The organism is Streptomyces koelreuteriae, assembly GCF_018604545.1.
In the GTDB taxonomy this organism is placed as follows: Bacteria; Actinomycetota; Actinomycetes; order Streptomycetales; family Streptomycetaceae; genus Streptomyces; species Streptomyces koelreuteriae.
This window is the reverse complement of record NZ_CP075896.1, coordinates 2,025,574-2,042,759: the sequence shown is the minus strand read 5'-3', so window position 1 is coordinate 2,042,759 and position 17,186 is coordinate 2,025,574. Positions and strand designations below refer to the sequence as shown.

At 72.7% G+C, this 17,186-nt stretch carries 16 protein-coding genes; 12 read left to right on the top strand and 4 right to left on the bottom strand.

All coding sequences use genetic code 11. The annotated features are described in order from the left end of the window. The first annotated feature begins 55 nt into the window (after nt 1-55). The 6 genes from rimO to KJK29_RS38775 all read left to right on the top strand — a co-directional run bounded on the left by rimO (nt 56) and on the right by KJK29_RS38775 (nt 4,399). A complete protein-coding gene (rimO, locus tag KJK29_RS08945) occupies nt 56-1,534 on the top strand; it encodes a 30S ribosomal protein S12 methylthiotransferase RimO (protein ID WP_215118182.1) in 1,479 nt (492 codons plus the stop codon). Further along, nucleotides 1,531-2,379: a CDP-diacylglycerol--glycerol-3-phosphate 3-phosphatidyltransferase gene (gene pgsA, locus KJK29_RS08940; protein ID WP_215118181.1), complete on the top strand. Its 849-nt coding sequence runs from the start codon at nt 1,531-1,533 to the stop codon at nt 2,377-2,379. Before rimO ends, pgsA begins: the two co-directional genes overlap by 4 nt. Continuing rightward, the gene (locus KJK29_RS08935) at nt 2,376-2,798 is read left to right on the top strand and encodes a CinA family protein (protein ID WP_215118180.1); all 423 of its coding nucleotides are present in this window, start codon (nt 2,376-2,378) and stop codon (nt 2,796-2,798) included. Before pgsA ends, KJK29_RS08935 begins: the two co-directional genes overlap by 4 nt. Nucleotides 2,799-2,907: 109 nt before the next feature. After that, nucleotides 2,908-3,288 carry a helix-turn-helix domain-containing protein gene (locus KJK29_RS08930; protein ID WP_003993396.1) on the top strand — a complete coding sequence of 127 codons (381 nt, stop codon included), beginning with the start codon at nt 2,908-2,910 and terminating at the stop codon, nt 3,286-3,288. Nucleotides 3,289-3,512: 224 nt separating this feature from the next. Next, nucleotides 3,513-3,983, top strand: coding sequence for a Dps family protein (locus KJK29_RS08925; protein WP_215118179.1), 471 nt, complete (start codon nt 3,513-3,515; stop codon nt 3,981-3,983). A 155-nt stretch (nt 3,984-4,138) separates the two neighbouring features. Further along, nucleotides 4,139-4,399, top strand: a complete 261-nt coding sequence (locus KJK29_RS38775; RefSeq protein WP_255961336.1) for a hypothetical protein — start codon at nt 4,139-4,141, stop codon at nt 4,397-4,399. 119 nt (nt 4,400-4,518) lie between these two features. Here the strand turns inward: KJK29_RS38775 and KJK29_RS08915 are convergent, their stop codons facing one another. From KJK29_RS08915 to KJK29_RS08905, 3 genes are read right to left on the bottom strand one after another with little or no spacing between them, the layout of a single operon-like run. Then, nucleotides 4,519-5,283, bottom strand: a complete 765-nt coding sequence (locus KJK29_RS08915) for an SDR family NAD(P)-dependent oxidoreductase (RefSeq protein WP_215118178.1) — start codon at nt 5,281-5,283, stop codon at nt 4,519-4,521. Nucleotides 5,284-5,315: 32 nt separating this feature from the next. Beyond that, nucleotides 5,316-6,146: an Fpg/Nei family DNA glycosylase gene (locus KJK29_RS08910; RefSeq protein WP_215118177.1), complete on the bottom strand. Its 831-nt coding sequence runs from the start codon at nt 6,144-6,146 to the stop codon at nt 5,316-5,318. A gap of 57 nt (nt 6,147-6,203) precedes the next feature. Beyond that, on the bottom strand, nt 6,204-11,129 hold the full coding sequence (locus tag KJK29_RS08905) for an ATP-dependent helicase (RefSeq protein ID WP_215118176.1): 4,926 nt from the start codon (nt 11,127-11,129) through the stop codon (nt 6,204-6,206). Nucleotides 11,130-11,259: 130 nt separating this feature from the next. On the opposite strand from KJK29_RS08905, the gene KJK29_RS08900 reads away from it, so the two are divergent. The 3 genes from KJK29_RS08900 to KJK29_RS08890 are packed head-to-tail and all read left to right on the top strand — an operon-like array spanning nt 11,260 to nt 13,144. Next, nucleotides 11,260-12,090 (top strand): AraC family transcriptional regulator, encoded by an 831-nt coding sequence (locus tag KJK29_RS08900; protein ID WP_215118175.1) that lies wholly within the window; start codon nt 11,260-11,262, stop codon nt 12,088-12,090. A 23-nt stretch (nt 12,091-12,113) separates the two neighbouring features. Further along, the gene (locus KJK29_RS08895) at nt 12,114-12,836 is read left to right on the top strand and encodes an AzlC family ABC transporter permease (RefSeq protein ID WP_215118174.1); all 723 of its coding nucleotides are present in this window, start codon (nt 12,114-12,116) and stop codon (nt 12,834-12,836) included. Then, nucleotides 12,833-13,144 carry an AzlD domain-containing protein gene (locus KJK29_RS08890; protein WP_215118173.1) on the top strand — a complete coding sequence of 104 codons (312 nt, stop codon included), beginning with the start codon at nt 12,833-12,835 and terminating at the stop codon, nt 13,142-13,144. Before KJK29_RS08895 ends, KJK29_RS08890 begins: the two co-directional genes overlap by 4 nt. On the opposite strand, the gene KJK29_RS08885 is transcribed toward KJK29_RS08890, so the two are convergent. Continuing rightward, nucleotides 13,145-14,089: a hypothetical protein gene (locus KJK29_RS08885; protein ID WP_215118172.1), complete on the bottom strand. Its 945-nt coding sequence runs from the start codon at nt 14,087-14,089 to the stop codon at nt 13,145-13,147. Nucleotides 14,090-14,169: 80 nt separating this feature from the next. Here KJK29_RS08885 and KJK29_RS08880 point away from each other — a divergent pair, with 80 nt between their 5' ends. The 3 genes from KJK29_RS08880 to recA all read left to right on the top strand — a co-directional run bounded on the left by KJK29_RS08880 (nt 14,170) and on the right by recA (nt 17,184). Continuing rightward, nucleotides 14,170-14,364 carry a DUF3046 domain-containing protein gene (locus KJK29_RS08880; protein WP_215118171.1) on the top strand — a complete coding sequence of 65 codons (195 nt, stop codon included), beginning with the start codon at nt 14,170-14,172 and terminating at the stop codon, nt 14,362-14,364. A gap of 125 nt (nt 14,365-14,489) precedes the next feature. Beyond that, nucleotides 14,490-15,749: an AI-2E family transporter gene (locus KJK29_RS08875; protein ID WP_215118170.1), complete on the top strand. Its 1,260-nt coding sequence runs from the start codon at nt 14,490-14,492 to the stop codon at nt 15,747-15,749. Between the two features lie 307 nt (nt 15,750-16,056). Then, nucleotides 16,057-17,184, top strand: a complete 1,128-nt coding sequence (gene recA, locus KJK29_RS08870; protein ID WP_215118169.1) for a recombinase RecA — start codon at nt 16,057-16,059, stop codon at nt 17,182-17,184. Nucleotides 17,185-17,186: the final 2 nt, after the last annotated feature.

Genomic DNA, 17,186 nt, shown 5'->3' with positions numbered 1-17,186 from the left:
GAACGGCCAACCCCGTCGACGTGGGGTGTCAGTGGGACGAAGTACTCTTGAGCCCATGCCTGAACGCCGTACCGTCGCACTGGTCACCCTTGGCTGCGCCCGTAACGAGGTGGACTCCGAGGAGCTCGCAGGCCGTTTGGAGGCGGACGGCTGGCAGCTCGTGGAAGCCGCCGAGGACGCCGACGTCGCCGTCGTGAACACCTGCGGCTTCGTCGAGGCCGCCAAGAAGGACTCCGTCGACGCCCTCCTGGAGGCCAACGACCTCAAGGGGCACGGCAGAACCCAGGCCGTCGTGGCGGTGGGCTGCATGGCCGAGCGGTACGGCAAGGAACTCGCCTCGGCGCTCCCCGAGGCCGACGGTGTGCTCGGGTTCGACGACTACACGGACATCTCGGACCGGCTCCAGACCATCCTCAACGGCGGCATCCACGCCTCGCACACCCCGCGCGACCGGCGCAAGCTGCTGCCGATCAGCCCGGCGGAGCGGCAGGAGTCCGCCGCCGAGGTCGCGCTGCCCGGGCACGCCCCGGCCGACCTTCCGGAAGGCCTCGCTCCGGCCTCCGGTCCCCGCGCGCCCCTGCGCCGCCGTCTGGACGGCGCCCCGGTGGCCTCCGTGAAGCTCGCCTCCGGCTGCGACCGGCGCTGCTCCTTCTGCGCCATCCCGTCCTTCCGCGGCTCCTTCATCTCCCGCCGCCCGAGCGACGTGCTGAACGAGACGCGCTGGCTGGCCGAGCAGGGCGTGAAGGAGATCATGCTGGTCTCCGAGAACAACACCTCCTACGGCAAGGACCTGGGCGACATCCGCCTGCTGGAGTCGCTGCTGCCCGAGCTGGCCGAGGTCGACGGCATCGAGCGGGTCCGGGTGAGCTACCTCCAGCCCGCGGAGATGCGGCCCGGGCTGATCGACGTCCTGACGTCCACGCCGAAGGTCGCGCCCTACTTCGACCTCTCCTTCCAGCACTCCGCACCCGGCGTGCTGCGCGCGATGCGCCGCTTCGGCGACACCGACCGCTTCCTGGAGCTGCTCGACACCATCCGGAGCAAGGCGCCCGAGGCGGGTGTGCGCTCCAACTTCATCGTCGGCTTCCCCGGCGAGAGCGAGGCCGACCTCGCCGAACTGGAGCGGTTCCTGAGCGGCGCGCGGCTGGACGCCATCGGCGTCTTCGGCTACTCCGACGAGGAGGGCACCGAGGCGGCGACCTACGAGAACAAGCTCGACGAGGACGTGGTCGCCGAGCGGCTGGCCCGGGTCTCGCGGCTGGCCGAGGAACTCGTCTCGCAGCGCGCCGAGGAGCGCGTCGGCCAGACGCTGCACGTGCTCGTCGAGTCCGTCGACGAGGAGGGCGTCTACGGCCGCGCCGCCCACCAGGCGCCCGAGACGGACGGCCAGGTGCAGCTCACGAGCGGCGCGGGGCTCCGCACCGGTCGTATGGTCGAGGCGAAGGTGGTCGGTACGGAGGGTGTCGACCTGGTGGCCGAGCCCCTGCAGGGTTCGTTCGCCTCGCCTGCGTGGAGTGAGGAGGCGGGCAGATGACCGGTGTCCCGGCAGCCGCGGCGGGAGGCGCCTCCGGCGCGAGGAGGCCCGCGTCCGGCGCGGCCTCGGGGAAGGTGCCCGGCTCGGCGGTCGGCCGTACGGCCGCGAGGTCGGCCGACGGCGGGACGTCCGGTACGGCGCACGGTACGAGTGGCGGTGGGGCTGTCGTCGGTGAGGGCTCGGACGGGGCCGGCGCCGACGCCCAGGGTGAGGACAAGAGCGGGCGGGGCGGGAAACTGACGGCGGCGGCCGTCAACCAGGCCAGCGTCTGGAACATCGCCAACCTCCTGACCATGCTCCGGCTGGTCCTCGTGCCGGCCTTCGTGGCGCTGATGCTCGCGGACGGCGGCTACGACCCGGCCTGGCGTGCCCTCGCCTGGGCGGCCTTCGCCATCGCCATGATCACCGACATCTTCGACGGTCACCTGGCGCGCACGTACAACCTGGTCACGGACTTCGGGAAGATCGCCGACCCCATCGCCGACAAGGCGATCATGGGGGCGGCGCTGATCTGTCTCTCCGCGCTCGGGGATCTGCCGTGGTGGGTGACCGGCGTCATCCTCGGGCGGGAACTCGGGGTCACCCTCCTGCGTTTTGTTGTCATCCGGTACGGCGTCATCCCCGCCAGCCGCGGCGGCAAGCTCAAGACCCTCACCCAGGGCGTGGCCGTGGGCATGTATGTGCTGGCGCTGACGGGGTGGCTGGCCACCCTGAGGTGGTGGGTGATGGCCGCGGCGGTCGTGCTGACCGTGGCGACCGGACTCGACTATGTGAAACAGGCCATTGTGCTGCGCAGGCAGGGAATTGCCGAGCGCAAGGCCGCGTTGGAGGAGAAGGAAGCGTGAGTTCCACGGCCACTGACGTGGTGCGATCACTCACGGTGAAGGGCGGAAAGCTCGCCGTCGTGGAGTCGTCGACCGGTGGCCTCGTCGCGGCGGAGGCCGCATCGGCTTCCAGGGCGACCCACGTCTTCCGGGGCTCCATGAGCGCCTGTCCCGCCGGCGTGACCAGCGGTGTAGCGGGTTCCCGGCCGCAGGACGGACGGGCCGCAGGGACGGACTTCGTCGCCGGGAAGGGGCCCTTCGGGTTTGATTCCGGTTCTGCCCGCGGCGGAAAAGTGGAGGCTTGGCGGTTGAACGGCGACCGCGAGGAAATTCGTAGAGAGAGTGTACGGAGCGTACTCGCACTGCTTCCGAAGGGGCGTGCGGGCGAACAGACCGGGAATGAGCGGGCACAGGATACGGAACGGAACGGGGGGTTTTGATGTTTGCAGCCCTGAGTGAACACGACATCGCTCCCCGCACGGCCGCGGCGCAAGGCGGTACGGTGGGGCGTAATGGATGCGGCTACGCGGTCCGAGGAGGGAGCCACCGATGATTCTGCTCCGTCGCCTGCTGGGTGACGTGCTGCGTCGGCAGCGCCAGCGCCAGGGCCGTACTCTGCGCGAAGTCTCCTCGTCCGCCCGAGTTTCACTCGGCTATCTCTCCGAGGTGGAGCGGGGGCAGAAGGAGGCTTCCTCCGAGCTGCTCTCCGCCATCTGCGACGCGCTGGACGTACGGATGTCCGAGCTCATGCGGGAAGTGAGCGACGAGCTCGCCCTCGCCGAGCTGGCCCAGTCCGCTGCGGCCACCCCCAGCGAGCCTGTACCCACGCCGGTTCGCCCGATGCTGGGTTCCGTTTCGGTGACCGGTGTGCCGCCGGAGCGGGTGACCATCAAGGCGCCCGCCGAGGCGGTGGACGTCGTCGCCGCGTGAGCGTTTTCGCGTACGCGGCATGAGACGAACGGCGCCGATCAGGCGCTGAGAAGTGCTGAGGCCCCGGCCGGGCCTCTCCGGAAGATCCGGAGGGGTGCCCGCCCGGGGTTTTCGCTTGTGCGGGGGCAGTACGGTGTCGGCTGCCCGTTTCATGTGCGTTTGCCGGTGTGGCGTACGGCGGTCATCGTTGAGGGGATGGCGGGGGGCAGTCCACGGAGGTGCGGATGTACGTCGTGAAGAGCCCGTTGTCCGACGCGAGTCTGAAGACCGTGTCGGAGGCGCTGCAAGGTGCGCTGGTCGACCTGGTGGATCTCGCCCTCGTGGCGAAGCAGATCCACTGGAACGTGGTGGGACCGCGCTTCCGTTCCGTTCATCTCCAGCTCGACGAGGTCGTCGACACCGCACGGAAGTACTCCGACACCGTGGCGGAACGCGCCGCGGCGCTCGGTGTCTCGCCCGACGGGCGTGCCGCGACGGTCGCCGTCGGCAGCGGAATCGGTGTGACTCCCGAAGGGTGGGTCGACGACACGACCGCCGTGGGTACGCTCGTCGAGGCGCTGGGCGCGGTGATCGCGCGGATGCGGGAGCGGGTCGAGACGACCGGCGAGCCGGACCCGGTGAGCCAGGACATCTTCATCGGGATCACAGCGGACCTGGAGAAGCATCACTGGATGTTCCAGGCCGAGAACGGCTGACGGAACCGGGTGGCGCAACCGGAGGACGGGCCGGCCGGGCGTGATGCCGCCCGGCTTCGAGGGGTGCGCGGTGCGCCTGTGTGCCGTTGGTGCGCCCTGCCCGCGGGTCCGGGCGGCCGAATAGCGTCGGGCTGGAGGTGGCGGCCATGACGGGGATGGGGCGCCTGGCGGTCCGGGGCTGGGGGGTCCGCGGGGCCGCGCTCGGCATGGGGGTGCTGTGGTGGTGGGCCGTGCTCCGGCTGGCGGTCGTACCCGGGGCCGGGGCGGTGGAGGCGGCGGTCGCGGCCGGGGGGTGGGGGTTGAGCGTGCTGCCGGTGCACTGTGTGCCGAAGGGGCGGGCGCGTGGGGTGCTCGGTGCGGGGCGGTGGCGGAGGGCTTGGGGGGTGTGGGGTGATCGTGGGAGGCGGGCGGGGTGAAGGTGGGGCGCGTGCGGGCGGCGATCGCCGGGGCTCTTGCGGGATGCCGGACACGCACGGGTAGATGCGGACTCGTGCCGGGGGCTGCGGGACGCGCAGAGGTCAACGCGGGGCGGTTGCTACCACGGCATTGCCACGCCCCCGTTCGGGCGGAGGATCTGGCCTGTGGTGAAGGCCGAGGCGTCGGACGCCAGGTGGAGGACCGCGTGCGCGATGTCCTCGGGCTCGCCCACTCGGCCCAGGGGTGACATGCGGGCCATGACGGACTCCGTGTGCGTCTGGGCCTCGCTGTCGTGGCGGTCGGTCATCGGCGTGCGGATCCAGCCGGGGGCGACCGCGTTGACGCGGATGCCGTGCCGGCCGACCTCCGTCGCGAGGGTCTTCGTGAGCTGGACCACCGCTGCCTTCGACGCGCCGTAGCAGAGCAGCCCGGGGCCGCCGGTGTCGACGGCGCCCGAGGCCATGGTGACGATGCTGCCCCTGGTGCCGGTGGCGATCATCAGTCGGGCCGCCTCCTGACAGGCGTACAGCACACCCTTGAAGTTGACGGCGAGCACCCGGTCGAGGTCCTCGTCCCGGGTGTCCAGTACGGGGCTGCTGTGCATGATGCCGGCGATCGCGGCCAGGGTGTCGAGGCGGTCGCAGGAGGTGATGGCCTGCCTCAGCTGGGAGCGGTCGGTGACGTCGAGGGAGTGGGGGTGGGCGGTGCCGCCGGTGTCCTTGATGAAGGTCGCCGTTTCGTGCAGGCCCTCGGTGTCGCGGTCCGCGCAGTGCACGGTCGCGCCCGCCTCGGCGAGCAGCAGGGCCGAGGCGCGGCCGATACCGCTCGCGGCCCCGGTGACGAACGCGGTGCGGCCGGTGAGGTCGTACGCCGTGACGGGCATGCAAGGACCGTACGAGCGGATCTGACGGGTCGTCAATTGCCTGGCGCGGGCCGGATGCGCCCGGCCGGGGCCGGGGTGGGGCCGGGCTGGCAGGTGGGACACCAGTAGGTCGGACGTTCGCGGGAGCCGTCGCCCTGGTCGGCGACGCGGACGGAGGTACCGCAGCGCAGACAGGGGCGGGGTGCGCGGCCGTAGACGAAGAGGTCCTGGCCGCGGTGGCCCGTTGTGCTGCGGACCGGGCGGTCGCGGTTGGTCTCCAGCAGCTTCTTGGCGAGCGCGGGCAGCTTCGCGGCGCGTTCGGCGGGCAGGTCGCCCACGGGGAGCCAGGGGGTGACGCCGAGCAGGAAGCAGAGCTCGCTCTTGTAGACATTGCCGATGCCGGCGAGGTTGCGCTGGTCGAGCAGGGCCTCGCCGAGGGGGCGGGCGGGGTCCTGGAAGACCTGGGCGAGGGCGCGGTCGGGGTCCCAGTCAGGGCCGAGCAGGTCCGGGCCGAGGTGGCCGACCACGCGGTGTTCGTCGGTGGTGCGCAGGAGCTCCAGGACAGGGAGGCGGTAGCCGACGGCTGTGCTGTCGGCGTTCGCGAGGATCGCGCGGATCTGGTGGCCCGGGCCGCCGGTCCAGCGGCGGCCGTTCGCGTAGACCTTCCAGGCGCCGTCCATCCGCAGATGGGAGTGCAGGGTCAGGCCGCCCTCCACACGGGTCAGGAGGTGCTTGCCGCGCGGGGTGACGTCGAGGACCGTGCGGCCCGTGAGGTCGGCTGTGGCGAACCGGGGCACCCGCAGGTCGCTGCGGGTCAGCACCTTGCCCGCGAGGGCGCCGTGCAGCCGCTTCGCGGTCTGCCAGACCGTGTCGCCTTCGGGCATGGGTCAAGGGTGGCATGGGGCGTTCGGGGGTGCCCCGGGAGTGTGGGGGTGGTGGGGTCAGGCGCGCAGGCGGAGCCCGCGGGGGGTCGCGATGAAGCCCGCTCCTTCCAGGAGGGTGCCGATGGGGGAGGTCAGGGCTTGGGTGCCGTTGACCCGCTCCACCGTGACCGTGCCGAGGGAGCCCGCGCGGGCCGCTGCGGCGAGTGCCTCCGCCGCGGTGCGCAGGCGGGGGTCGTCGGTGGGGGCGCCGTCGGGGTCGGCGGCCCAGGCCAGCAGGGTCTTGCCGCCGCGCTCCATGTAGAGCGTCAGCTCGCCCTCGACGAGCACCACCAGGGAGCCCGCCTTGCGGCCCGGCTTGTGCCCGGCGCCGGTCGGGGGCTCGGGCCAGGGCAGGGCGGCGCCGTACGCGTTCGCCGGATCGGCGGCGGCCAGGACGACGGCTCTGGAGGCGGAGTCCGGTCGGGTACGGCGGCCCGGGAACCCCGTGTCGTACGCTCCGCGTCCGCCGTTCTGCCAGGCCGGGGCGGCCTGCGGGGGGTAGTCGCGAGGCGAGACGTAGTCGCCGGGGGACGGCTGGGGCGGCGGGGTGTCCCAGGCGGCGCCGAAGTCGGGGAAGCCGTCGGGGCCGGGGGCGTCGGTGTGGTCGTGGGAGCGGGGCGCGTCGTCCGGCTCGGCGAAGTCATGGGCCGGGTACGGGTCGAGGCCGGGGCCCGGAGGGGGGCCGGGCAGGTCCGCGCCGCGGTCGCGGGCGTTGGACACCGCGCGCAGGCGGTCCACAGCGCCGTCCATCGCGAACTGGGCCGCGCCGAGCCCCTCCACCACATAGCCGCGGCGGGCCTGGCCGCTCTCCTCGAAGACGGACAGGACGCGGTACGTCGCCGAGAACCCGCCCTCGACGCCCTCCGCCGAGACCGCGCCCCTGGTCACCACGCCGTGCCGGTCGAGGAGGGTGCGGGCGAGGGCGTGGGCGCGCACCGTGGGGTCCGGCTCGTGGGAGGGGAGCAGGGACCAGCGGCCGGCGACGGTCGGCGGGCCGGAGCGGGACGCGGCGGGGCGGGCCGCGGCCGTCAGGGAGCCGTACCGGCCGCGCGGGACCGCGCGCTTGGCGCGATGGGCCGTGGAGCCTGCGGTGCGGCCCGAGCCGAGCAGCGAGCGCATGGGGGTGAGTGTGTCGTTGGTCAGGCGGCCGGACCAGGCCAGGTCCCAGAGGACGTCGGCGAGCTGGGGATCGGTGGCGTCGGGGTGGGTGGTGGCGCGGACCTGGTCGGCGATCTGGCGGAAGAACAGGCCGTAGCCGCCGGTCAGGGTGTCCAGGACGGACTGGTGGAGGGCGGTCAGCTCCAAGGGGTGCGGGGGCGGCAGGAGCAGCGGGGCCGTGTCCGCCAGGTAGAGGGAGACCCAGCCGTCCTTGCCGGGGAGCGAGCCGGCCCCGGCCCACACCACCTCGCCCGCGGCGGTGAGTTCGTCCAGCATCCCCGGGGTGTAGTTCGCCACCCGGGAGGGCAGGACGAGCTTCTCCAGGGCGGAGGCCGGCACGGACGCGCCCTGCACCTGCTCGATGGCACGAACCAGGCCGTCGATGCCGCGCAGGGAGTGCCTCTTGCCGATGTGCTGCCACTGGGGGAGGAACTGGGCGAGCGCGGCCGGTGCCACCGGCTCCAGCTCGTGCCGCAGGGCAGCCAGGGAGCGGCGGCGCAGCCGGCGCAGCACGGTCGCGTCGCACCACTCCTGGCCGATCCCGGCCGGGTGGAACTCGCCCTGGACGATCCGGCCCGCCGCGCTGAGCCGCTGGAGGGCGCCCTCGGTGACGGCCACGCCCAGGCCGAAGCGGGCCGCCGCCGTGGTCGAGGTGAACGGGCCGTGGGTGCGGGCGTAGCGTGCGAGGAGGTCACCGAGCGGGTCCTTGACGGGCTCGGTGAACGCCTCCGGGACACCGACCGGCAGGGCGGTTCCGAGGGCGTCGCGCAGCCGGCCCGCGTCCTCGATCGCCGCCCAGTGGTCTCCGCCCGCGATCCGGACCCGGATGGCCCGGCGGGCGCCGGCCAGTTCCTGAGCCCACTGGGGTTCGGCGCCCCGCTCGGCCAGTTCGGCGTCCGTGAGCGGGCCGAGGAGGCGGAGGAGGTCCGCGACGCTTTCGGCGTCCTTGGCGCGGCGGTCCTCGGTGAGCCACTGCAGCTCGCGCTCCAGCTCGGTCAGCACCTCCGCGTCGAGCAGCTCGCGCAGCTCCGCCTGGCCCAGCAGCTCGGCCAGCAGCCGGGAGTCCAGCGACAGGGCGGCGGCCCGGCGCTCGGCGAGCGGGGAGTCGCCCTCGTACAGGAACTGGGCGACATAGCCGAAGAGGAGGGAACGCGCGAAGGGCGACGGTTCGGCCGTGGTGACCTCGACGAGGCGCACCTTGCGGGACTCCAGGTCGCCCATCAGCTCGACGAGCCCGGGGACGTCGAAGACGTCCTGGAGGCACTCGCGGACCGCCTCCAGGACGATCGGGAACGAGCCGAACTCGCTCGCCACCTGCAAGAGCTGGGAGGCGCGCTGCCGCTGCTGCCACAGGGGCGTGCGCTTGCCGGGGTTGCGGCGGGGCAGGAGCAGCGCGCGGGCGGCGCACTCGCGGAAGCGGGACGCGAACAGGGCCGAGCTGCCCACCTGGTCGGTGACGACCTGGTCGACCTCGCCCTTGTCGAAGACCACGTCGGCCGCGCCCACGGGGGCTTGATCGGCGTCGGACTCCCGGCCCATCTTGAGCGGTTCCTGATCCAGCAGGTCCAGACTCATCAGATCGGCGTCCGGCAGGCGCAGCACGATGCCGTCGTCGGCGTGCATGACCTGCGCGTCCATGCCGTAGCGCTCGGAGAGCTTGGCGCCGAGCGCGAGCGCCCAGGGGGCGTGCACCTGGGCGCCGAAGGGGGAGTGCACCACCACCCGCCAGTCGCCGAGCTCGTCGCGGAAGCGCTCCACGACGATCGTCCGGTCGTCCGGGACATGGCCGCAGGCCTCGCGCTGCTCCGCCAGGTACGACAGCACGTTGTCCGCGGCCCACGCGTCCAGGCCCGCGGCGACGAGACGGAGGCGGGCGTCGTCCTGGGGCAGCGAGCCGACCTCGCGCAGGAACGCGCCCAGCGCCCGGCCCAGTTCCAGCGGGCGGCCCAGCTGGTCGCCCTTCCAGAAGGGCAGCCGGCCCGGTACGCCCGGGGCGGGGGAGACCAGGACGCGGTCGCGGGTGATGTCCTCGATGCGCCAGGAACTCGTGCCGAGCGTGAAGACGTCGCCGACGCGGGACTCGTAGACCATCTCCTCGTCTAGCTCGCCGACCCGGCCGCCGCCCTTCTTGGGGTCGGCGCCCGCGAGGAAGACACCGAAGAGGCCGCGGTCGGGGATCGTGCCGCCGGAGGTGACGGCGAGGCGCTGGGCGCCGGGGCGGCCGGTGATCTCGCCGGTGACGCGGTCCCACACCACGCGCGGGCGCAGCTCGGCGAAGGCGTCGGAGGGGTAGCGGCCGGCGAGCATGTCGAGCACCGCCGTGAAGGCGGACTCGGGCAGTGAGGCGAAGGGGGCGGCCCGGCGGACGGCCGCCAGCAGGTCGTCGAACTGCCAGGTGTCCAGGGCCGTCATGGCGACGATCTGCTGCGCCAGGACGTCCAGGGGGTTGGCGGGGACCCTGAGGGACTCGATGGCGCCGGTGCGCATGCGCTCGGTGACCACCGCCGCCTGGACCAGGTCGCCTCGGTACTTGGGGAAGACGACGCCGGTGGAGACCGCGCCCACCTGGTGGCCCGCGCGGCCCACGCGCTGGAGGCCGGAGGCGACCGAGGGCGGGGACTCGACCTGGACGACCAGGTCCACCGCGCCCATGTCGATGCCCAGCTCCAGGCTGGAGGTGGCGACCACCGCGGGCAGGCGGCCCGCCTTGAGGTCCTCCTCGACCAGGGCGCGCTGTTCCTTGGAGACCGAGCCGTGGTGGGCGCGGGCGATGACCTGGGGTGCGCCCTGGGCGGCTCCCGAACCGCCCATCAGCTCGGCGGGGGAGTGCTGCTCGTCGAGAGGCTCGCCGGTGGCCCGCTCGTAGGCGATCTCGTTCAGGCGGTTGCACAGGCGCTCCGCGAGGCGGCGGGAGTTCGCGAAGACGATCGTGGAGCGGTGGGACTGGACGAGGTCGGCGATCCGCTCCTCGACATGCGGCCAGATCGACGGGCGCTCGGCGCCCTCCGAGCCGTCGGACACGGGGGAGCCGCCCAGCTCGCCCAGGTCCTCGACCGGGACGACCACGGACAGATCGAACTCCTTGCCCGACTCCGGCTGGACGATCTCCACCTTGCGCCGGGGCGAGAGGAAGCGGGCCACCTCGTCGACCGGGCGGACCGTCGCGGAGAGGCCGATGCGGCGGGCCGGCTTCGGCAGGAGGCCGTCCAGCCGCTCCAGGGAGAGCGCCAGGTGGGCGCCGCGCTTGGTGCCGGCGACCGCGTGCACCTCGTCGAGGATCACCGTCTCGATACCGGTCAGCGCGTCGCGCGTGGCCGAGGTCAGCATCAGGAACAGCGACTCGGGCGTCGTGATCAGGATGTCCGGCGGGCGGGTCGCCAGGGAGCGGCGCTCGGCGGCCGGGGTGTCGCCCGAGCGGATGCCCACCTTGACCTCGGGCTCGGGCAGGCCCATCCGCACGGATTCCTGGCGGATGCCCGTCAGGGGGCTGCGGAGGTTGCGCTCCACGTCCACGGCCAGCGCCTTGAGGGGCGAGACGTACAGGACCCGGCAGCGCTTCTTGGGATCGGCGGGGGGCGGCGTCGAGGCGAGCTGGTCCAGGGCGGCCAGGAAGGCGGCCAGGGTCTTGCCGGAGCCGGTGGGGGCGACGACCAGCACGTCCGAGCCCTCCCGGATGGCCTGCCACGCTCCGGCCTGGGCGGTGGTGGGCGCGGGGAAGGCACCCGTGAACCAGGCACGGGTCGCGGGGGAGAAGCCCTCCAGGGCTCGGTGCGCATCGCTGGGCATGCGTCCATCGTGCACCCCGGCACTGACAACGGGGCCCGGCGGCGGTTCGGCCGGTGCGTTTCCGCAAGCGTCGCGGGCGCCGGAGACAAGCGACCGGGAAGCCACGAGCGGGGCGGCGGACAATGGCCGTATGACAGAGCGCGCGCGGCACTGGCAGTACGACGAGCTGCCCGGGGTGGATCTGCTGCGGGCCCGGTACGTCCGGAAGACGTTCGTCCGGCACACGCACGAGAACTTCGTGATCGCCGCCATCGCCGACGGGGTGGAGGTGTTCCACCACGGTGGAGGCGATCAGTACGCCGGGGCGGGGGCTCTCGCGCTGGTGAATCCCGATACCCCGCACACCGGGCGGGCCGGTGTGCCCGAGGGATGGCGGTACGGGGCCGTCTATCCGTCGGCCGACGTGGTGGCGGAGATCGCGGCCGAGACGACGGCGCTGCGGGGGACGCCGGGGTTCGTCAGCCCGGTGGTGGACGATCCGTACGCCGTCGCCCTGGTGCACCGGGTGCTGCGCGCGGCCGACGAGGGCAACGCCCTGGCCGCGGACACGCTGCTGCGGGTCGCCGTGACGAGGCTGCTCAGGCTGAACGGCGGGCCCATGCCGCGACGGGAGGTGCGGACGGCCGGGACCCGGATCGCGGCACGCGCGCGTGGTGTGCTGGAGGAGCGGATGGCGCGGCCGCCGACTCTGGAGCGGCTGGCGGCTGACCTCGGGACCAGCCCGTTCGCCCTGCTGCGGGCCTTTCGGGACGTCTACGGGATGCCCCCGCACGCGTGGCTCACGGACGCGCGAGTCCGGCGGGCACGGCGGCTGCTGGACCTCGGTACGGCGCCCTCCGAGGTGGCCGTGGCCGTGGGGTTCACCGACCAGCCGCATCTCAACCGGCACTTCAGCCGGATGGTCGGCGTGCCCCCGGGGGCGTATCAGCGGGAGCGCAAGAACGTACAAGACCCGCGGTAGCGGCTGCTCGTAGCGTGCGGGGCGTGGTGGATCGGACAGCTCTCAGAGATACAGGGACCGGTGGGAAAGCCGACCGGGCCGTCGTACGGGACGCACTGGGCGTCGGGGTGGCCGTCGGGCTGTCCGGGTTCGCCTTCGGAGTGACGTCGGCCGGCAGCGGACTCACGCTGCTGCAGACGTGTGCGCTCAGCCTTCTGGTGTTCACCGGGGCGTCCCAGTTCGCCCTGGTGGGCGCGCTCGCGGCAGGAGGCAGCCCGTTCACGGCGGCTGCCGGGGCCTTCTTCCTGGGCGTGCGGAACGCCTTCTACGGCCTGCGGCTGTCGCAGTTGCTGGCCCTCCCGCGCGCGGTGCGGCCGTTCGCCGCCCAGTGGGTGATCGACGAGACGGCCGCCGTCGCACTGGCGCAGCCCACGCGGCGTACCGCGCGGATCGGGTTCTTCGCGACCGGGCTGACCCTGTACGTCCTGTGGAACCTCACCACGCTGCTCGGTGCCCTGGGCGCCGAGGCCATCGGGGACACCGACGCTTGGGGGCTCGACGCAGCGGGACCGGCGGTCTTCCTGGCCCTGCTCGCGCCGATGCTTCGGACCGGCACCGAGCGGGCCGTCGCCGGGCTGGCCGTGCTGCTCGGGCTCGGACTGCTGCCCGTGCTGCCCGCCGGGGTCCCGGTGCTGCTGGCCGCGCTGGCGGCGCCGGTCGTCCTCTGGGCGGACGGCCGGCGCAACCGGCAGGAGGGCGGGGCGTGAACGTCTGGATCGCCATCGGTGTGACCGTCCTCGGGTGCTACGCCGTCAAGCTGGCCGGGCTGCTGGTGCCGGCCGGAGCCCTGGAGCGGCCCGTCGTCAAGCGGCTGGCGGCCTTGCTGCCCGTCGCGCTGCTCGCGGCCCTCACGGCCCAGCAGACCTTCGCCGACGGGCAGACGCTGGTGCTGGACGCGCGGGCCGCCGGGCTCGGAGCCGCCGCCGTGGCGCTGATGCTGCGCGCCCCGTTCCTGCTCGTCGTCGCGGCGGCCGTGGTGGTGACCGCGGGGGTGCGGGCCATGGGGGCGGGATGATCAGCCGATGGCGCGACCGTAGGCACTGAGGGTGCGCAGGGCCTCGATCGTCACGACCGACCGGGCCTCCAGAGCGGGGGCCGGGGCCCAGTGGCGCCATCGGACGGGCCAGCCGCCGTCCTCCTGCTGCCGGGCCGTGAGGTGGTCCAGGGAGCGGGACATCTCGTCGTCCGTGAACCACGCGCGCGCGAGGGAGCGCGGCGTCCTCGCGAAGTCGTACGGGAAGTGGTGCTCGCCGGCGGCACAGCCGGAGGAGACCGGATACGCCTCCAGGCGGTCGGGGTCCAGGGCCACGAGGCCCTGTGCGCGCACCAGGCGGCCCAGGCGGTCGGCGGCCGCCTCCGCCCGCGGGCGGTCGGGGACGGAGTCCAGGAAGGTCACGGCCGCCTCGATCTCGTGCGGATGCGACTTCTCCAGGGACTCGACCGCCTGCCAGCAGAAGTCCGTGGCCCGGAACAGCCAGGCGTGCCACACCTCGTTGCGGTGCAGCAGCCCCACCACCGGCCCGGTGGCCAGGAGGTCGCCGGGCGGATCGGCCACGACCGGCACGAAGGGGGCCGTCGGATAGCCGCGCCCGCTGGGATGGACCAACGGGAGCGCGCCGTCCGCCGTGGAGACGGACGTCAGGTAGCGGCACATGCGTTCCACGCGCTGGCCGGCGCAGCGCCCCACGGCGTCCAGGACGCGCAGCGCGTGGGCGGTGTGCAGCGGCTGGCTGACCGGGCCGCGCAGATCGGGGTCCAGCGCGTGGCCGTACCCGCCGTCGTCGTTGCGGTAGGCGTCCAGCGCCGTCTCCACCGGGTCGGCGGCGGCGCCGCGGAAGCGGTGGGCGAAGAGGCGCTGCTCCAGCACGCGCGCGGTGAGCCAGACGAAGCGCTCCGCGCGCGTGACAGGGCTGTGCGGCGGGCGCGTCGGGGGGAGTGTGGAAGCTCCTGTTTCGGCCATGGACCAGACCGTAGGACGGAAAGCGGCGCCGGCAGGCGGTCCTGGCTCAGGCCCACCCCCAGGGGCGGGATACTTGAGTCATGCGGTTGACGGTTTTCTGGCAGCGGATGGCGGAGCACTTCGGTTCCGGCTACGCCGACACCTTCGCGCGCGATCACGTGATGACGGAGCTCGGCGGGCGCACCGTGCACGAGGCGCTGGCCTCCGGCTGGGACGCCAAGGACGTCTGGCAGGTGGTCTGCTCGGTGATGGACGTGCCCCGGGAGCGGCGCTGACCGACCCGGAACGGAGGGCGCCGACCGGTCGCGGTGGACGGCCGACGGGTCGCGGGGACCGTTGACGGGTCACGAAGATCGCAGGCGGGCAGACGGCTGTCGGTGGCGTGGGTGAGACTTGGTCCGTGGCACCCATTGACGAGAACGGGCAGGCAGCCCGGCAGTCCTCCCCGTTCGGTACGACACCGCCGGCCGAGCCCCCCGCCGCCGGCGGAACCACCGGGCCGAACGGCCGCATGCCGCGCTGGCTGCCGCGGGCCATGGTGCTGGCGCTCGCCCTCGTCGCCGCGTTCCAGCTGGGCAGCTGGGCCTTCCATCAGGTCACCGGCCTGCTGATCAACATCCTCATCGCGTTCTTCCTGGCACTCGCCATCGAACCGGCGGTGGGCTGGATGGCCTCGCGCGGCATCCGCAGAGGCCTGGCCGCGTTCATCGTCTTCATCGGCGTGGTGATCGTGTCGGCGGGCTTCGTCACGCTGCTCGGCTCCATCCTCGCGGACCAGATCATCAAGATGATCGAGGGCTTCCCGGAGTATCTCGACTCCGTCATCAACTGGATCAACACACACTTCAGGACCGACCTGAAGCGCGTGGACATCCAGGAGGGCGTGCTCCGCTCCGACTGGCTGCGCAACTACGTGCAGAACAGCGCCACGGGCGTCCTGGACGTGTCCGCCCAGGTCCTCGGCGGTCTCTTCCAGCTACTGACGATCGGGCTGTTCTCGTTCTACTTCGCCGCGGACGGCCCGCGTCTGCGCCGCGCGCTCTGCTCCGTGCTGCCGCCCGCGCGGCAGGCCGAGGTGCTGCGCGCCTGGGAGATCGCCGTGATCAAGACCGGCGGCTACATCTACTCGCGCGGCCTGATGGCGCTGATCTCCGGCGCCGCGCACTTCGTCCTGCTGCAGATACTGGGCGTGCCCTACGCGCCCGTGCTCGCGGTGTGGGTGGGCCTGGTGTCGCAGTTCATCCCCACGATCGGCACGTATCTCGCGGGCGCCCTGCCCATGCTGATCGCGTTCACGGTGGATCCCTGGTACGCGCTGTGGGTGCTGATCTTCGTCGTGGTCTACCAGCAGTTCGAGAACTACGTGCTGCAGCCCAAGCTGACCTCGAAGACCGTCGACATCCACCCCGCGGTCGCCTTCGGCTCGGTCATCGCGGGCACCGCGCTCCTCGGCGCCGTCGGCGCGCTGATCGCCATCCCCGCCATCGCCACGCTCCAGGCCTTCCTGGGGGCGTACGTGAAGCGCTACGACGTCACGGACGACCCGCGCGTGCACGGCCATCGGTGGCGGGGTGAGGGGCCGGGCCTGATAGCGCGCACGAGGCGGCTGTGGGCACGGCGGCCGGGCGCGGAGGACCCGGGGCGACCGGAGAAACCCTGAGGACCCGGAGAACCCGGAGCGACCGCAGGACGGAGGGCCCTGGCAGGGCTCCTCCTGATCCCGTCGTCCGGGGAACGGGCCACGGACGCGGCACCGGCTGCCGTCGCGTGCCGCGCTTGACACAAAAATCGAACATCCATTCATATGGAGTCTCCGGCACGGCTCAACGACGAGCGTTTCGACGTACTTTGGGTAGAGATGTGCCCGAGTTATCCACAGGCCGGACGGGCGTCGGGGCCCATTGTCAGTGGCAGGCGTTAGCGTCTTTGACGTGAAGCGATCGACTCAAGCAAATCGGGTGGAACCCATGGCAGGAACCGACCGCGAGAAGGCCCTGGATGCCGCTCTCGCACAGATTGAACGGCAGTTCGGCAAGGGCGCGGTCATGCGCATGGGCGACCGGACGAAGGAGCCCATCGAGGTCATCTCGACCGGGTCGACCGCCCTCGACGTGGCCCTCGGCGTGGGCGGCCTGCCGCGCGGCCGTGTCGTGGAGATCTACGGCCCGGAGTCCTCGGGCAAGACGACCCTGACCCTGCACGCGGTGGCGAACGCGCAGAAGTCCGGCGGCCAGGTCGCCTTCGTCGACGCGGAGCACGCCCTCGACCCCGAGTACGCGCAGAAGCTCGGCGTCGACATCGACAACCTGATCCTGTCCCAGCCGGACAACGGCGAGCAGGCCCTGGAGATCGTGGACATGCTGGTCCGCTCCGGCGCCCTCGACCTCATCGTCATCGACTCCGTCGCCGCGCTCGTCCCGCGCGCGGAGATCGAGGGCGAGATGGGCGACAGCCACGTGGGTCTGCAGGCCCGCCTGATGAGCCAGGCCCTGCGGAAGATCACCAGCGCGCTCAACCAGTCCAAGACCACCGCGATCTTCATCAACCAGCTCCGCGAGAAGATCGGCGTGATGTTCGGCTCCCCGGAGACCACGACCGGTGGCCGGGCGCTGAAGTTCTACGCCTCGGTGCGCATCGACATCCGCCGCATCGAGACCCTGAAGGACGGCACGGACGCGGTCGGCAACCGCACCCGCTGCAAGGTCGTCAAGAACAAGGTCGCGCCGCCCTTCAAGCAGGCCGAGTTCGACATCCTCTACGGCCAGGGCATCAGCCGCGAGGGCGGCCTGATCGACATGGGCGTGGAGCACGGCTTCGTCCGCAAGGCCGGCGCCTGGTACACGTACGAGGGCGACCAGCTCGGCCAGGGCAAGGAGAACGCGCGCAACTTCCTGAAGGACAACCCCGACCTGGCCAACGAGATCGAGAAGAAGATCAAGGAGAAGCTGGGCGTCGGAGTGCGTCCCGAGGAGCCCGCCGCCGAGCCGGGCACGGACGCCGCGGTCTCCCCCGCTCCGGCCGACGCCGCGCCCGCGGTGCCCGCCCCGGCAGCGGCCAAGACCGCCAAGTCCAAGGCCGCCGCAGCCAAGAGCTGACC

Bases quoted from the DNA above. Each gene is read 5' to 3' on its own strand.
- rimO (WP_215118182.1), top strand. From the start codon at position 56: ATGCCTGAACGCCGTACCGTCGCACTGGTCACCCTTGGCTGCGCCCGT.
- pgsA (WP_215118181.1), top strand. From the start codon at position 1,531: ATGACCGGTGTCCCGGCAGCCGCGGCGGGAGGCGCCTCCGGCGCGAGG.
- KJK29_RS08930 (WP_003993396.1), top strand. From the start codon at position 2,908: ATGATTCTGCTCCGTCGCCTGCTGGGTGACGTGCTGCGTCGGCAGCGC.
- KJK29_RS08925 (WP_215118179.1), top strand. From the start codon at position 3,513: ATGTACGTCGTGAAGAGCCCGTTGTCCGACGCGAGTCTGAAGACCGTG.
- KJK29_RS38775 (WP_255961336.1), top strand. From the start codon at position 4,139: ATGGGGCGCCTGGCGGTCCGGGGCTGGGGGGTCCGCGGGGCCGCGCTC.
- KJK29_RS08915 (WP_215118178.1), bottom strand. From the start codon at position 5,283: ATGCCCGTCACGGCGTACGACCTCACCGGCCGCACCGCGTTCGTCACC.
- KJK29_RS08910 (WP_215118177.1), bottom strand. From the start codon at position 6,146: ATGCCCGAAGGCGACACGGTCTGGCAGACCGCGAAGCGGCTGCACGGC.
- KJK29_RS08905 (WP_215118176.1), bottom strand. From the start codon at position 11,129: ATGCCCAGCGATGCGCACCGAGCCCTGGAGGGCTTCTCCCCCGCGACC.
- KJK29_RS08900 (WP_215118175.1), top strand. From the start codon at position 11,260: ATGACAGAGCGCGCGCGGCACTGGCAGTACGACGAGCTGCCCGGGGTG.
- KJK29_RS08885 (WP_215118172.1), bottom strand. From the start codon at position 14,089: ATGGCCGAAACAGGAGCTTCCACACTCCCCCCGACGCGCCCGCCGCAC.
- KJK29_RS08880 (WP_215118171.1), top strand. From the start codon at position 14,170: ATGCGGTTGACGGTTTTCTGGCAGCGGATGGCGGAGCACTTCGGTTCC.
- recA (WP_215118169.1), top strand. From the start codon at position 16,057: ATGGCAGGAACCGACCGCGAGAAGGCCCTGGATGCCGCTCTCGCACAG.